Genomic DNA, 15,599 nt, shown 5'->3' with positions numbered 1-15,599 from the left:
CAAGCTCAGGAACCCCCTGTCGAAGGGCAGGGACCGAGGCGGCCCCCGCCCGTCGACAAGCTCAGGGACCGATGTGATCGTCCCCGAGCTTGTCGAGGGGCATGCACGCTGAAACACTGTGACCGACGGCACCGACACCACCAAGGAGCTCCACCCATGACCGACGCACGTGAAACCGATCTGCTCGCCAAGGTCCCGAACGGCCTGTTCATCGGAGGCGTCTGGCGCGACGCATCCGAGGGCGCGACGCTCGACGTGAGCGACCCGTCCACCGGCGACGTCATCAAGACGATCGCCGACGCCTCGGTCGCCGACGGCACCGCGGCCCTCGACGCCGCGGTCGCCGCCCAGGACGAGTGGGCGGCGACCGCGCCGCGCACCCGATCGAACATCCTGCGGAAGGCCTTCGACCTCCTCCAGGAGCGTCGCGAGGAGTTCGCCCTCCTCATGACGCTCGAGATGGGCAAGCCCCTCGCCGAGGCGAACGGCGAGGTCACCTACGGTGGTGAGTTCCTCCGCTGGTTCTCCGAGGAGGCCGTCCGCATCTCCGGACGCTACGGGTCGAACCCCGAGGGCACCGGCATGATGACCGTCTCGCAGCACCCCGTCGGTCCGTGTTTCCTCATCACGCCGTGGAACTTCCCCCTCGCGATGGCGACCCGCAAGATCGCCCCGGCGCTCGCCGCCGGCTGCACGGTCGTCGTCAAGCCCGCCGAGCTCACGCCACTCACGACCCTGTACTTCGTGAAGCTGCTCGAAGACGCCGGGCTCCCCGCAGGCGTCGTGAACGTCATCACCACCTCCAGCTCCTCCGCGGTCTCCGGCCCCATCATCGCCGACCCGCGGCTCCGCAAGCTGAGCTTCACGGGTTCGACGGCCGTCGGTCAGAAGCTCATCGAGCAGTCCGCGAAGAACGTCCTCCGCACCTCGATGGAGCTCGGCGGCAACGCCCCGTTCGTCGTGTTCGAGGATGCCGACCTCGACAAGGCCGTGGAGGGCGCGATGGCCGCCAAGTTCCGCAACATCGGACAGGCGTGCACCGCTGCGAACCGCTTCATCGTCCACCGCGACGTCGCGGACGAGTTCGCGAAGCGCGTCACCGACAAGGTGAACGCGTTCCGCATCGGTCGTGGCACCGAAGACGGCGTGACGATCGGTCCGCTGATCGACGACCGCGCGGTCACGAAGGCGAAGACCCTCGTGGGCGACGCCGTCGAGCGCGGCGCCGAGGTCCTCACCGGCGGCGAGGCCGTCGACGGCCCGGGCACCTTCTTCCAGCCGACGGTCGTCACCGGGGTCGTGCCGGGGTCCGACATCCTCCGCGAGGAGATCTTCGGCCCGGTTCTCGCGATCGTGCCGTTCGACGACGAGGACGAGGCCGTGCGGCTCGCGAACGACACCGAGTACGGGCTCGTCTCCTACGTGTTCACCACCGACCTCGCCCGCGGACAGCGCATGATCGGCCGTCTGCAGACCGGCATGATGGGCCTCAACGTCGGTGTCATCTCGAACGCCGCAGCACCGTTCGGTGGTGTCAAACAGTCGGGCATCGGACGCGAAGGCGGGCTCGAGGGCATCCACGAGTACCTGTACACGAAGTACACCATGACGCCCATCGGCTGACCCACCTCGGTTGGCGCGACGGAAACCGTCGCTGATCACCGATCCGACCGGCGACCTCGCCATCCTCGGTTCCATCCGACCACCGGATCCGCCATACTCGACTATCGGCGCCGGTCCCGAGCACAACACGGGCCCGACAGCACCACCCCGGCCCGCGAGCACCACCCGACAGCACCACCACCCGGTCCCCGAGCACCACCCGGTACCGACAGCACCACCCCGGCCCCCGAGCATCACCCCGGTCCCTGAGCTTGTCGAAGGGCCACGAACAGGAAGACACCTCATGAGCGCTATCGAACGCGACGTCGTCATCATCGGCGCCGGGGCCTCCGGGCTCACGGCCGCCACCAAGCTCCGCGCGGCGGGCCTGTCCGTCGCCGTCCTCGAGGCGCGCGATCGCGTCGGCGGTCGCCTCTGGACGAACCACATCGACGGAGCCATGCTCGAGTTGGGCGGCCAGTGGGTCTCCCCCGACCAGACCGCTCTGCTCGCCACGCTCGAGGAGCTCGGGCTCGACACCTACTCCCGCTACCGCGAGGGCGACAGCGTCTACGTCAATGCCGAGGGCGTGCGCACCCGCTTCACTGGCGACATCTTCCCCGTCGCCGAGTCGACCGCGGCCGAGATGGAGCGACTCATCACCCTGCTCGATGAGCTCGTGGAGCAGGTCGGCGTCACCGAGCCGTGGGCGCACGCCCGGGCGAAGGAGTACGACCGCATCTCGTGGAGCGCCTGGCTCGCCGAGCAGACGGACGACGTCGAGGCGCGCGACAACATCGCCCTCTTCATCGCCGCCGCGATGCTCACGAAGCCCTCCCACTCCTTCTCGCTCCTGCAGGCGCTCCTCATGGCGGCGTCCGCCGGTAGCTTCACCCACCTCGTCGAGGCCGACTTCATCCTCGACAAGCGTGTCGTCGGTGGCCTGCAGCAGGTCCCGATCAAGCTCGCCGAGGCCCTCGGCGACGACGTCCACCTGTCCTCGCCCGTGCGTCGCCTCGAGTGGTCCGACGCCGGCGTCTCGGCCGAGGCGGACAGCGTGACGGTCAACGCGCGATACGCGATCGTCGCCGTCCCGCCGAACCTCTACTCCCGCATCGACTTCCAGCCGCCGCTGCCGCGCCTCAGCCACCAGATGCACCAGCACATGTCGCTCGGGCTCGTCATCAAGGTCCACGCCGTGTACGAGACGCCGTTCTGGCGCGAGGACGGCCTCTCGGCGACCGCGTTCAGCCCGTACGAGCTCGTCCACGAGGCCTACGACAACACGAACCACGAGGACCCGCGCGGCACGCTCGTCGGGTTCGTCTCGGACGAGCGCGCCGACGAGGTCTTCAAGCTGAGCGCCGAGGAGCGTCGCGAACGGATCCTCACCTCGCTGTCGCACTACTACGGCGAGCAGGCCCTCTCCCCCGTCGTCTACTACGAGAGCGACTGGGGCAGCGAAGAGTGGACGCGAGGCGCGTACGCGGCGAGCTTCGACCTCGGTGGCCTCTCGCGCTACGGCGCCATGCAGTCGACGCCGGTCGGTCCGATCTTCTGGTCGACGAGCGACCTCGCCGCCGAGGGGTACCAGCACGTGGACGGCGCGATCCGCAAGGGCGCCGACACCGCTGAGGCGATCATCGCCCGCCACCAGGCGTAAGCGTGTCCGACCTCCTCGGTCCCTGAGCCTGTCGAAGGGCGCTCCGCTCCCCGCCCTTGTCGAGCGGCCACCCCCGTCGATACCCTGCACCAACGAAACACCCGCACACCGCCGTGCATCCTGGTCCCGGTCCCGCCCTTCGACAGGCGGTTCCCGAGCCCGTCGACAAGCGGTTCCTGAGCCTGTCGAAGGGCGCACCCGATCGAAAGCGAACACCAGATGAGATACATCGTTGGCTACACCGATACGCCGGCGGGACGCGACGCGCTCGCGCTCGGCATCCGGATCGCTCGGACCACCGGCGCCCGGCTCGACATCGTCCTCGTGCTCGCGAACGAGGAACGCCCGACGATCACCCCGGCCGATCCCGGGTACGAACGGTTCCTCCGTGAGACGGCCGACCGCTGGCTCGCCGAGGCGCTCGACGCGGTCCCCGCCGACATCACGGCCAAGACGCACCTCGTGTACGACGAGTCGTTCGCGGAGGGCCTCTTGGAGGCTTCCCGCATCCTCGAGGGCGGGCTCATCATCATCGGTGCGGCGCGCGGCGGACTCCTCGGCCGGTTCACGCTCGGCAGCGTCGCGAACACGCTCCTGCACTCGGCGGTCGTCCCGGTCGCCCTCGCTCCGGTCGGCAGCCGCGACCTCCTCGACGCGCAGCCCACCGGCGGCACGGTCAGCCGGATCACCTGCGCGATCGGCACCCGGGCAGGCGCGCACCAGCTGCTCGACGCGGCCATCGTCGTCGCCAAGAACGCGGTCATCCCGCTCCGCCTGGTCTCGCTCGTCGCACTCGACCAGCCCGAGGGCGCCGAGCACCCCGAGGCGACCGCCCGGGCCGAGTCGCACGCGGCGGAGGTCCTCGCCTACGCGACCGAGCACCTGCCGAAGGACATCGACGTGACCACCGAGATCGCCTCGGGCACCCGAATCGAGGACGCCGTCTCGCACCTCGAGTGGAAGCCCGCGGAGATCGTGCTCGTCGGTTCCAGCCGACTCGCCACCCCCAAGCACCTCTTCCTCGGCTCCACGGCAGCGAAGATGCTGCGCGAGCTCCCCGTACCCATGGTGGTCGTGCCCCGCGACTCCGTGCTGACCCTCGGAGACCCGACATGACTCCTCCCGAAACCACTCCCCCGCGCGACATCGCCCACCCCGAGACGACCGCGACGGGCGCCCTCTCCAAGAAGGGCCTCGGCGCCGGCACCGTCGGCCTCGTCGGCGCGATCGTCATCGGCATCTCGTGCATCGCTCCGGCGTACACCCTGACCGGTGCCCTCGGTCCGACCGTCGCGGAGGTCGGCACCCACGTGCCGGCCATCTTCCTCGTCGGCTTCATCCCGATGCTGCTCGTCGCCTTCGGCTACCGGGAGCTCAACAGCCGCATGCCGGACTCCGGCACCTCGTTCACCTGGGCGACGCGCGCGTTCGGCCCGTGGGTCGGTTGGATGGCCGGTTGGGGCCTCATCGCCGCGACCATCGTGGTGCTCTCGAACCTCGCGGGCATCGCGGTCGACTTCTTCTACCTGATGCTGTCGCAGATCTTCCAGAACCCCGACATCGCCGGCCTCACGTCGAACCCGTTCATCAACGTCATCACCTGTCTGGCGTTCATGCTCGGAGCGACGCTCATCTCCTATCGCGACATGCAGACGACGCAGAAGCTGCAGTACGTGCTCGTGGGCTTCCAGCTGCTCGTGATGGTGCTGTTCGGCATCGTCGCCTTCGCGCACGTCGCGGGCGGTGACGCGTTCGACGCCCTCCCGATCTCGCTCGACTGGTTCAACCCGTTCGCCGTCGGCTCGTTCAGCGCCTTCGCCGCCGGCCTCTCGCTCTCCATCTTCATCTTCTGGGGCTGGGACGTCACGCTGACGATGAGCGAGGAGACGAAGGGGTCGAGCTCGACGCCAGGCAAGGCCGCCACGGCCACGGTCGTCATCATCGTCGTCCTGTACCTGTTCCTGTCGGTCGCGCTCATCAACTACGCGGGCGTCGGCGACGGCGAGTTCGGGCTCGGCAACGAGGACATCCAGGGCAACGTGTTCTTCTCGCTCGCGGGGCCCATCCTCGGTCCGCTCGCGATCCTCGTGTCGATCGCGGTGCTGTCGTCCTCGGCCGCCTCGCTGCAGTCGACGTTCGTCTCCCCCGCGCGGACCCTGCTCGCGATGGGGCACTACGGCGCGCTGTCGCCGAAGTTCTCGAAGGTGCACCCGAAGTTCTTCACGCCCGGCTACGCGACGATCGTCTCCAGTGTCGTCGCGTCGGTGTTCTACGCGGTCATGCGCTTCATCTCCGAGGACGTGCTCTGGGACACGATCACGACCCTCGGCATGATGATCTGCTTCTACTACGGCCTGACCGCGTTCGCGTGCGTCTGGTACTTCCGGAAGCAGTGGTTCTCGAGCGCACGGAACTTCTTCTTCCAGTTCTTCTCCCCGCTCGTCGGCGGTCTCATCCTGGGTGTGCTGTTCTTCACCACGATCATCGAGAGCGCCGACCCGTCCTACGGCTCGGGGTCGAACATCGGCGGGGTCGGGCTCGTGTTCATCCTCGGCATGATCATCATCGTGGCGGGCATCGTCATCATGCTCATCCAGGCGAAGCTCCGACCGGACTTCTTCCGCAACAAGACGCTCGCCCGCGGCATCGCCGGAGACGCGAACGAAGCGGACGCCGCCCTTCCCGAATGACCCGATGACCACGACGCCCGTCCGACGCACCTCGTCGGACGGGCGTCGTGCGCTCGGCGCTAGACTGTTCGCATCCCCGCCGCGTCGCAACGAAAGAGACCTCCGTGCCGACCATCGTCGTAGAAGTCATGCCGAAAGCCGAACTGCTGGACCCCCAGGGCAAGGCCGTCGCCGGCGCCCTCGCGCGTCTCGGCAAGAGCGAGTTCACCGATGTCCGCATCGGCAAGCGCTTCGAGCTCACGGTCGACGGCCCCATCACCGACGCCACGCGCGCCACGGTGCAGCAGATCGCCGACGACATCCTGTCGAACGCCGTGATCGAGGACGTCGTGGCCATTCACTACCCCGAGGGCTCCGAGGCATGACGACCCGTATCGGTGTCATCACCTTCCCCGGTTCGCTCGACGACCGCGACGCCCAGCGCGCGGTCCGCATGGCGGGTGCCGAGCCCGTCGCGCTCTGGCACGGCGACCACGACCTCCAGGGTGTCGACGCCGTGATCCTGCCGGGTGGCTTCAGCTATGGCGACTACCTCCGCGCCGGCGCGATCGCCGCGGTCTCGCCGATCATGACCGAGCTGAAGGACGCCGCCGGCAAGGGCATGCCGATCCTCGGGATCTGCAACGGCTTCCAGATGCTCGTCGAGGCGCACCTGCTGCCCGGTGGCCTCATCCGGAACGCCCACCAGCAGTTCATCCGTCGCGACCAGCTGCTCACGGTCGAGAACGCCGACACCGCCTGGACCCACCAGTTCTCGAAGGGGCAGGAGATCACCATCCCGCTCAAGAACGCCGACGGCGGCTACATCGCCGACGCCGAGACCCTGGCGCGCGTCGAGGGCGAGGGCCTGGTCGCCTTCCGCTACGCGGGCGTGAACCCGAACGGTTCGCTCGACGACATCGCCGGCCTCACGAACCCGGCCGGCAACGTCGTCGGGCTCATGCCGCACCCCGAGCACGCGATCGAACCGGGCTTCGGTCCCGACACCCCGCTCGCCATGCGCTCCGGTGTCGACGGTCTCGCCTTCTTCACGAGCGCCGTGCAGGCCCTCCAGGCGGTCTAGCCAGCACACGTCGTCTCCACGCCCGTCCCGATCCGTCGGGGCGGGCGTGTTGCGTCGGTGGAGGGATCCCGCAGCGCCATTCCGGTCCCTGAGCCCCGATCCGGTCCCTGAGCCCCGATCCGGTCCCTGAGCTTGTCGAAGGGCGGCCCCCACCACCGGCTACCATCGACACTGGTCGGACCAATCGAGGGGGCAGCATGGCGGAGCCGCTCGAAGCGCTCGTGGCGAGGCTCGTTGAGCTGGCCACGCCGGAGCCCGGCACCACCGCGCGGCGACTGCCGCCGGAACGCGAGCTCGGCGAGGCACTGCAGATGAGCCGCGGCGCCCTTCGCGAACAGCTCGCGGTCCTCGAACGGCTCGGCTTCCTCCACCGCACCCAGGGCCGGGGCACCTCCATTGACGCCCCGGGCAACGACTTCGTCCGCAGTTGGTTCACCATCTCCCGGCAGCTGGGCTATCTGTCCGACGATCAGTTCGCCCGGTCGCGCATGATGCTGGAGGAGACCGTCGCCGAGGCGGCGGCCGGGCTCGTCACCGACGAGGCGGTCGCGGTGCTGCGCGACGACGTCGACCGCATGATCGCCGCGACGCTCGCCGGAGATCACGATGCGGCGCTCGAGGCCGACGTCGACTTCCACAGCCGACTGAACGCCATCGTCGACGACCCGATCTTCCGACTCATGCACGAGGGCTTCAGTCACGTGCTGCGCGAGACGATCCGGCAGCGTCGACTCCGCGCGATCGAGGTGGAGCAGCCGGACGAGCGCGGCGTCCGGCGGACCGACAGCGTGCACTACGCCGTCGTCGACGCCCTGGCCGCTCGAGACGCCGAGGCCGCCCGACGCGCGATGCGCCAGCACTTCGAGGACTGGTTGCAGCTCGATGCCGACGACGGCGCGAGCTGACGCTTCGCGGCCCCGACCCCGTCCGGGCCACCTCAACCGGTCCCTGAGCCTGTCGAGGCGCACACGGAGCACCCTCCGAGTCGACGAGTAACCCTTTCCCGGTCTCTGAGCCTGTCGAAGGGCCCACGATGGAACCCCGCGAGTCCGGCAAGGCGCCTCCGGTCCCCGAGCAACCCTCTCCGGTCCCTGAGCTTGTCGAAGGGCACGAGCAACTTCCACAGCCGAGACAACTCAACGTCTGGAATGTCAGTGGTCCATGGTGGACTTGGTCCATGACCGAGACCACCGCCGCCGCCGCAGTTCGCGCTGGCGACGAATACGCCGCGCAGCTCGCGGAGTTCTCGGACCGCTACGCGGACATCCAGCGTCGGCGTGCTGCTCTCGACGCCGAGGAGGCCCGCCTCCTCGCCCGCTCTGCCGCCTATGCGGACGCCTTCGCTGACGCCACGGTCCCGGCGATCTTCCCGCCGGCCGAGCGTCTGGCGCTCTCGCGCCGTTCCACCTGCGCAGCGCTCGCGATGGCGACGCGCACGCCCGAGCAGACGGTCCAGCGGGCGACGAACGACGCCGAGCGCCTCGTCAACGACGCACCCGCCGTGCTCGCATCACTCGAGGCCGGCCGCATCTCAGCCCGGCACGCGCAGACGATCATCGACCAACTCAGTGACGTGCCAGTCGAGGGGCGGTCGGCGTTCCTTGCTGAGGTCCTAACGGTCGCGGAAGAGTCCACCAACGCGAACCTCCGCAGGCGAGCCCGCGTCCTGCGCGAGCGCCTCCACCCCGAATCCATCACCGCACGCGCCGTCCGCTCCGAAGCCGACCGCCGCGTCGAGTTCGAGCCTGCCGCCGACGGCATGGCTTGGGTGCACCTCTTCACCACAGCGCCCATCGCGCAGGGCATCATCGAGCGGGTCGAAGCAGCGGCAGCGGAATCACGCGCAGCTGGCGAGACCCGCACCTGCGCCCAGCTGCAGGCCGACGCCCTCGCGGCCCTCGCGCTCACCGGCGTCACGCCCGACGACGTCATGACGAGACCGGTCCTCGCGCACCCGATCGAGGTCCAGGAGCACATCAAACCGACCGTGCAGATCACCGTCCCCGCGCTGAGCATGGCCGGCGTCTCGGACGCCCCGGCCACCCTCGACGGCTATGGTCCGATCGACCCGGAGACTGCCGCCCGCATCGCGGTGAACGCCCCCAGCTTCACCCGGATCCTGGTCCAGCCGGAGACCGGCGCCGTCCTCTCAGTGGGGCGGAATCAGTACCGCGTTCCCGCCGATCTGCAACGCGCAGTCCGCCTCCGGGACGGCACCTGTCGCGCACCGGGATGCGGCAGACGAGCCAGAGCCTGCGACCTCGATCATTCGATCGCCTGGGAGGACGGCGGGACGACGGATGTGGGCAATCTCGCCTGCCTGTGTCGACATCACCACCGACTGAAGCACCTCCCCGGGTGGAACCTCGACCACGGACCCGGCGGGGTCCTCGACTGGACGACACCCGACGGGAAACACCACCGAACCGAACCGGACCCCGCACCGTTCTGACCTCCACCGGTCCCCGAGGCTATCGAAGGGGTTCTCGTGTGCACTTCGACAAGCTCAGTGACCGGGAGAGGTGCACCCGGAACGCGGGGTCGTCCACTTACGCACTTCGACAAGCTCAGCGACCGGGGAGAAGCGCGCCCGAACCGTATCGGTCCCTGAGCTTGTCGAAGGGTTCCTCGTGGGCACTTCGACAAGCTCAGTGACCGGAGGAAGTGCACCCGAACCATTTCGGTCCCTGAGCCTGTCGAAGGGTTCCTCGTGGGCACTTCGACAAGCTCAGTGACCGGGAGAGGTGCACCCGGAACCGATTCGGTCCCTGAGCCTGCCGAAGGGTTCTTCGTGGGCACTTCGACAGGCTCAGTGACCGGGCTGGACTGCGCTCGCAAGCTTTCGGTCCCTGAGCCTGTCGAAGGGCACTCGGTTCGCGCCGCCTCGATGAGCGGGAGAGGAGCACCCGGATGGCCCCGGTCCCTGAGCCTGTCGAAGGGCAACCGAGCCGCGCCACCTCGGTCATCGGGCCAGGGTCGCCCGAATCACCCTCGATCTCTGAGGTGCGCCGCACTGAGCCTGTCGACGGGCGGCCGAGCGTCCACCTCAGCCCGCTTGCCCGTGTCGACCTCCGCGGTTACGATTGGTCCAACCAATCCCCCGGAGGACGCCATGGCATCGACGCCACAGCCCGCACACACCATCACCTTCGTCGGCATCGGCGCGATCGGCCTGCCGATGGCCACCCAGCTCGCCGCGGCCGGCCACCGGGTCACGGGCGTCGACCCCTTCCCCGCCGCACGGGAACGCGCGGCCGCCGCCGGCATCAGCGCGGTCGCGTCGATCACCGAGGCACCGCAGGCCGACACCGTCGTGGTCATGGTCGCGACGCCCGACCAGCTCGCCGAACTCGTCACCCTCGCCCTCGCCGACACCGATCCCGCCGGCCAGACCTGGATCATCATGAGCACCGTCGGCCCCGCCTCCGTCGTCGAGCAGGCTGCCCGTCTCGAAGCCGCGGGCGCAGCGGTCGTCGACGCCCCGGTCACCGGCGGCGTGGCACGCGCCAGCACCGGCGAGCTCACCATGTTCGTATCCGGATCCCCCACCGCGATCGCCGCCGCAACTGAGCCGCTCGCCGCCCTCGGCACCGCCAGGATCGTCGGCGAAGCCATCGGCGACGGCCAGGCGATCAAGGTCGTCAACCAGCACCTCTGCGCCGTGCACATCGCCGCTGCCGCCGAAGCCCTCGCCCTCGCGTCCTCGCTCGGCCTCGACCCGGCGGCCGTCCTCCCCCTCGTCGAGTCCGGTGCAGCCGCCTCCTGGATGCTGTCGGACCGCGGACCCCGCATGCTGCAGGACACCGACGCGCCGGTGATGAGCCGCGTCGACATCTTCGTCAAGGACACCGGCCTCGTCGCCGATGCGGCGAGCGCCGCCGGAGCCGCGACCCCCGTCCTCGACGCAGCGCGCGAACGCTTCCTCGCCGCAGCGGCGTCCGGCCTCGGCGCACGCGATGACTCCCGGGTGATCGAGACCTACCAGGGGCCCCACGCATGAAGACCCTCATCCTCGATGACGACCCCACCGGCACGCAGTCGGCCTCCGGCGTCGACGTCCTGCTGGAGTGGGACGCCGACCTCATCGAGGAGGCTCTCGGCGGAGCCGACGCGGTCTACCTGCTCACCAACACGCGTGCCGTCTCCGAGGCCGACGCGGTCGCGCTCCTCGAACGCACTCGGACTGAGGCGGAGGAGGCGGGACGCCGTCTCGGCGAACGGGTGCACGTCGTCCTCCGAGGCGACTCGACCCTGCGCGGCCACGTGTTCCCCGAGACCGCCGTCTTCACCGGCCCAGCGAGCGTCATCGTGTTCGTCCCGGCCTTCCCAGAGGGCGGGCGGACGACGATCGACGGTACCCACTACGTCCGGATCGGTGACGAGACACTGCCGGCCCATGAGACGGAGTACGCCCAGGACCCCGTGTTCCCGTTCCGCTCGGGGCACCTGCCGGACTACGTGCGCGAACAGTCCGGGCGGGAGACCGCCCACTTCGGTCTGGCGGGTCTCCGCGACGGCGCCGCCGAGTTCCGTGCAGCTCTCCGCGAGGCCGTTCCCGGAACAGTGCTCCTCCCGGACGCGGAGACCGGAGACGACGTCCGGATCATCGCGCAGGCCATCACGGCGGCCTGGGCCGACGGAGCCGACGTGGTCGTCCGGTCAGCGTCGCCCCTCGCTGCGGCCATCGCGGGCGTCGAGAGCGACGGCCTCCTCCCCTCGCCGCTCGTCGCGGAGCCGGTCGCCGCGCTCCTCGTCTGCGGCTCCCACACCATCGGTGCGACGCGACAACTCGCACCCGTCGAGGCGGCGTTCGGCCCCGCCGAGATCGTCCCCACGAGCGACGCCCTCCAGGATGCCGTCGCCACCGGACGGGCCGCGGCGGAGGCCGCTCGAGCGAGACTCACCGCGACGGGGTTCGCCGCGATCTCGTCCGAGCGGGAACGGGACGCCTCGCACAACACGCTCGACCATGGCGAGCGGGTGATGATCGCACTGACATCGGCGACCGCTGTGCTCCGACGATCGGTGGAGGTCGTCGTGTCGAAGGGCGGCATCACCTCCGCCGAGGTCGCCCGGGTCGGCCTCGGCGCCAGGCGCGCGCGCGTCCTCGGACAGGTGCTGCCCGGGGTCTCGGTGTGGAGCGTGGTGACGCCCGAGGACGAGGAGAAGCTCTACGTCGTCGTGCCGGGCAATGTCGGCGACCCGTCGACGCTCGTCGACGTCCTTGCAGCGCTCGGCCGGACCGCCTAGCGCCCCTCGTTCGCCCATCTTCGGGCGACGCGAGGCTCGTTCGCCCAAAGATGGGCGAATGAAGGCTCAGGCGCGTCCGAGTATCTCCGACGCGTTGTGGTCGATCCACGCCATCAAGGGCATCAGGTGCTCGTTGAGGTCGCGACCGCGGTCGCTCAGGCTGTACTCGACACGGGGCGGGATCTCGGGGTGCGCGACGCGGACGACGAGGCCGTCCTCCTCGAGCGTCCGGAGCGTCTGGGCCAGCATCTTCTCGCTGATGCCCTGGACCACCCGCCGCAGCTCACCCCAACGATGGGTGCCGTCGGACAGCGCCAGGAGGACGAGCACGCCCCACTTGCTGGTCACGTGGTCGAGCACCGTGCGCGAGGGGCAGGCGGCAGGCAGGACGCCGTCGGTGAATCCGGGGCGTCTTCCCAGCTGCGTGTCTACGCTCGTCATGACTCATTCCTTACTCGTTGGACAGTAGCTTACCTCAAAGTGGGTACTGCAGATCGGGAAGTAATGTGATCGGAAGCGGGTTCCTCCTCAGCGAACCCCATCGAAAGGACCTCACATGTCTCTCGTCGTCACCGGAGCCACCGGCCAGCTCGGCCACCTCGTCGTCGAGCACCTGCTCGCCCGCGGCACCGACCCCGCCACCATCGTCGCCACGGGCCGCCGGACCGAGGCGCTCGCCGATCTCGCCGCGCAGGGCGTCCGCACCGCGAAGGTCGACTTCGCCGACCCCGCCACCCTCGACGCCGCCCTCGAGGCCGGTGACACCGTCTTGCTCGTCTCCAGCAGCGAGGTCGGCCAGCGCGTCGCCCAGCACGCCGCGGTCATCGACGCCGCCAAGCGCGCCGGTGTCGCCCGCCTCGTCTACACGAGCGCGCTCCGGGCCGACACCTCCCCCTGATCCTCGCTCCCGAGCACAAGGCGACCGAGGAGCTCATCCGCGCGTCCGGCCTCCCCTTCACCATTCTGCGCAACGGCTGGTACACCGAGAACTACGGTCAGTCCGTCGATCAGGCGAAGGCGACCGGATCGTTCGTCGGGAGCGTCGGCGACGGTCTCGTGTCGAGCGCATCGCGCACCGACTACGCGGAGGCGGCAGCCGTCGTCCTCACCACCGACGGCCACGAGGGCAAGGCCTACGAGCTCGCCGGCGACGTCGCGTGGTCCCACCCCGAGCTGGCGCAGGCGATCGGCGAGGTCGTCGGTCGCGAGGTCGTGTACCAGGACCTCTCCCCCGAGGACCACACCAAGGCCCTGCTGGCCGCCGGTCTCGACGAGGGCACCGCGGGATTCGTCGTCGCCCTCGACGGCAACACGCGTGACGGGCTCCTCGCCGACACGAGCGGCGACCTCAGCCGACTGATCGGGCGTCCGACCACGCCGCTGGTCGAGGGACTGCGCACGCTCGTCGGCTGAGCCGCGTCGACACCTCCTGCAATCAGCCGGGCCCGGAGCGCTTGCTCCGGGCCCGTTCGCGCGCACTGACGCTCCGGCTGAAGGATTCCGTTGCAGAAACGCGATCGGACGCACGAATCCGTCACCTCGATCCGGGTTATGCTCTCGATACCGCTAGCGCGCCGAGGATGACGCGCCGGCCAGACGGCACCACCGACGCTTCGAGCAGGTGATATGACGAGCAACGCGGACACGGTCTTCACCGGAGGCACCGTCTTCCGGAACGCCCTGCTCACGCCGCAGTCCGGAGCCGTCGCCGTCGCCGACGGCCGGATCGTCGCCCTCGACGCCGACGCATACGCGGCGATCGATCCCGACACCGAGATCGTGGACCTCCGAGGCGGTCTCCTGCTCCCCGGCTTCGTCGACGCCCACGTCCACCCCGTCGAGGCCGGACTCGAACAGCTCGCGTGCGACCTGTCGGCCGAGCGCACCCCCGAGGGGTACCTCGCCACGATCGCCGCCTACGCCGAGACCCACCCCGAGCGCCCGTGGATCGTCGGCGGCGGCTGGCAACAGGCCGCCTTCCCCGGCGGCACCCCGCTCGCCGCGGACCTCGACCGGGTGGTGCCCGACCGTCCCGTCTTCCTCCAGAACCGCGATCACCACGGCGCCTGGGTGAACACCGCGGCACTCCGTCTCGCCGGCATCGACCACGCCACACCGGACCCCGCCGACGGCCGGATCGAGCGGGACGCGAACGGCACCCCGAACGGCATGCTCCACGAGGGTGCCCGCTCGCTCGTGTCGCGGTTCGTCCCGGTCGACACCGACGAGGACGTCGCGGCCGCCCTCGGCGCAGCCCAGCGGACCCTCCACAGCTTCGGCGTCACCGGCTGGCAGGACGCGATCGTCGGCGACTACGGCAGCCACACCGACACGAGCGACGCCTACCTACAGGCGATGGCGGACGGGTCGCTCACCAGCGACGTCGTGGGGGCGCTCTGGTGGGACCGGGATCGTGGACTCGAGCAGATCGACGACCTCGTCGCACGTCGCGACGCGATCGCACGCCACGCCGCCGCCCTCGGGACGACGACCGGGCGCTTCACCGCGGGCACCGTCAAGATCATGCAGGACGGCATCCCCGAGAACCGCACCGCGGCGATGATCGACCCCTATCTCCGCACCTGCCACTGCGGCGACACCGCGCCCGAGCACGGCATCTCGTTCCTGGAGCCCGCGATCCTCATCGAGGCGGTCACGAGGCTCGACGCCGCGGGGTTCCAGGTCCACTTCCACGCGATCGGCGACCGAGCGGTCCGCGAGTGCCTCGACGCCCTCGAGGCCGCGCGGGAGCGCAACGGCGAGAGCGACAACCGGCACCACATCGCGCACGTGCAGATCGTCCACCCCGACGACCTGCCGCGGTTCGCCCGACTCGGCGTCACGATGAACATGCAGGCGCTCTGGGCCACGTGGGAGCCTCAGATGCTCGAGCTGAACCTGCCCCTGCTCGGCGATGAACGCGCCTCCTGGCAGTATCCGTTCGGCGATGCTGCACGACTCGGCACTCTGCTCTGCGCCGGATCGGACTGGCCCGTCACGACCCCCGACCCGTGGCAGGCCCTGCACGTGGCCGTCAACCGGACGCTCCCGGCCGACGACCCCGATCACCACCCCGAACCGCTGAACCCCGGACAGTCGCTGACGCTCGGAGCCGCGATCGCCGCGTACACGCGCGGGTCCAACCGGATCGACCACCGCGACGACACCGGCGTGATCGAGGTCGGAGCCGTTGCAGACCTCGTCCTCGTCGATCGTGACCCGTTCGCCGGCCCCACCTCCGAGATCGCCCACACCAGGACCGTCGGGACCTGGATCGCCGGACGCCGCGTCTTCACCTCCACCACCACATCAACCGAGCAAGGAACCTGAC

General features: G+C 69.8%; 12 protein-coding genes and 1 pseudogene. 12 read left to right on the top strand and 1 reads right to left on the bottom strand.

Features of this window, described 5'->3' with window-relative positions; all coding sequences use genetic code 11:
• Positions 1–156: 156 nt before the first annotated feature.
• From FGL15_RS13025 to FGL15_RS12980, 10 genes are all read left to right on the top strand, one after another.
• Positions 157–1,623: an NAD-dependent succinate-semialdehyde dehydrogenase gene (locus FGL15_RS13025; protein WP_138946361.1), complete on the top strand. Its 1,467-nt coding sequence runs from the start codon at positions 157–159 to the stop codon at positions 1,621–1,623.
• 283 nt (positions 1,624–1,906) lie between these two features.
• Positions 1,907–3,265 carry an NAD(P)/FAD-dependent oxidoreductase gene (locus FGL15_RS13020; protein ID WP_138946360.1) on the top strand — a complete coding sequence of 453 codons (1,359 nt, stop codon included), beginning with the start codon at positions 1,907–1,909 and terminating at the stop codon, positions 3,263–3,265.
• 219 nt (positions 3,266–3,484) lie between these two features.
• Entirely contained in the window at positions 3,485–4,381 is an 897-nt protein-coding gene (locus tag FGL15_RS13015) for a universal stress protein (protein ID WP_079705049.1), read from the top strand.
• Complete coding sequence (locus FGL15_RS13010) at positions 4,378–5,955, top strand: APC family permease (protein ID WP_138946359.1); 1,578 nt, start codon at positions 4,378–4,380, stop codon at positions 5,953–5,955. Before FGL15_RS13015 ends, FGL15_RS13010 begins: the two co-directional genes overlap by 4 nt.
• Positions 5,956–6,059: 104 nt before the next feature.
• Entirely contained in the window at positions 6,060–6,320 is a 261-nt protein-coding gene (purS, locus tag FGL15_RS13005; protein WP_064294182.1) for a phosphoribosylformylglycinamidine synthase subunit PurS, read from the top strand.
• On the top strand, positions 6,317–7,018 hold the full coding sequence (gene purQ, locus FGL15_RS13000; RefSeq protein ID WP_064294181.1) for a phosphoribosylformylglycinamidine synthase subunit PurQ: 702 nt from the start codon (positions 6,317–6,319) through the stop codon (positions 7,016–7,018). Before purS ends, purQ begins: the two co-directional genes overlap by 4 nt.
• Positions 7,019–7,215: 197 nt before the next feature.
• Positions 7,216–7,923 (top strand): FadR/GntR family transcriptional regulator, encoded by a 708-nt coding sequence (locus tag FGL15_RS12995; protein ID WP_138946358.1) that lies wholly within the window; start codon positions 7,216–7,218, stop codon positions 7,921–7,923.
• A gap of 272 nt (positions 7,924–8,195) precedes the next feature.
• Positions 8,196–9,470 carry an HNH endonuclease signature motif containing protein gene (locus tag FGL15_RS12990; protein WP_168223398.1) on the top strand — a complete coding sequence of 425 codons (1,275 nt, stop codon included), beginning with the start codon at positions 8,196–8,198 and terminating at the stop codon, positions 9,468–9,470.
• 660 nt (positions 9,471–10,130) lie between these two features.
• Positions 10,131–11,018: an NAD(P)-dependent oxidoreductase gene (locus FGL15_RS12985; protein ID WP_138946356.1), complete on the top strand. Its 888-nt coding sequence runs from the start codon at positions 10,131–10,133 to the stop codon at positions 11,016–11,018.
• Positions 11,015–12,268, top strand: coding sequence for a four-carbon acid sugar kinase family protein (locus FGL15_RS12980; protein ID WP_138946355.1), 1,254 nt, complete (start codon positions 11,015–11,017; stop codon positions 12,266–12,268). The genes FGL15_RS12985 and FGL15_RS12980 overlap by 4 nt, the downstream gene beginning before the upstream one ends.
• 66 nt (positions 12,269–12,334) lie before the next feature.
• Here the strand turns inward: FGL15_RS12980 and FGL15_RS12975 are convergent, their stop codons facing one another.
• Positions 12,335–12,709: a helix-turn-helix domain-containing protein gene (locus FGL15_RS12975; protein WP_138946354.1), complete on the bottom strand. Its 375-nt coding sequence runs from the start codon at positions 12,707–12,709 to the stop codon at positions 12,335–12,337.
• Between the two features lie 115 nt (positions 12,710–12,824).
• On the opposite strand from FGL15_RS12975, the pseudogene FGL15_RS12970 reads away from it, so the two are divergent.
• Positions 12,825–13,681, top strand: a pseudogene (locus FGL15_RS12970) (SDR family oxidoreductase).
• Positions 13,682–13,894: 213 nt separating this feature from the next.
• Complete coding sequence (locus tag FGL15_RS12965; protein WP_138946353.1) at positions 13,895–15,598, top strand: amidohydrolase; 1,704 nt, start codon at positions 13,895–13,897, stop codon at positions 15,596–15,598.
• The last annotated feature ends 1 nt before the right edge of the window (position 15,599 follow it).

Origin of the sequence: Plantibacter sp. M259, assembly GCF_006065115.1 — a bacterium.
GTDB classification, from domain to species: Bacteria; Actinomycetota; Actinomycetes; order Actinomycetales; family Microbacteriaceae; genus Plantibacter; species Plantibacter auratus.
The sequence above is the reverse complement of the archived record's forward strand: the minus strand, read 5'-3'. Positions and strand labels throughout refer to the sequence as shown.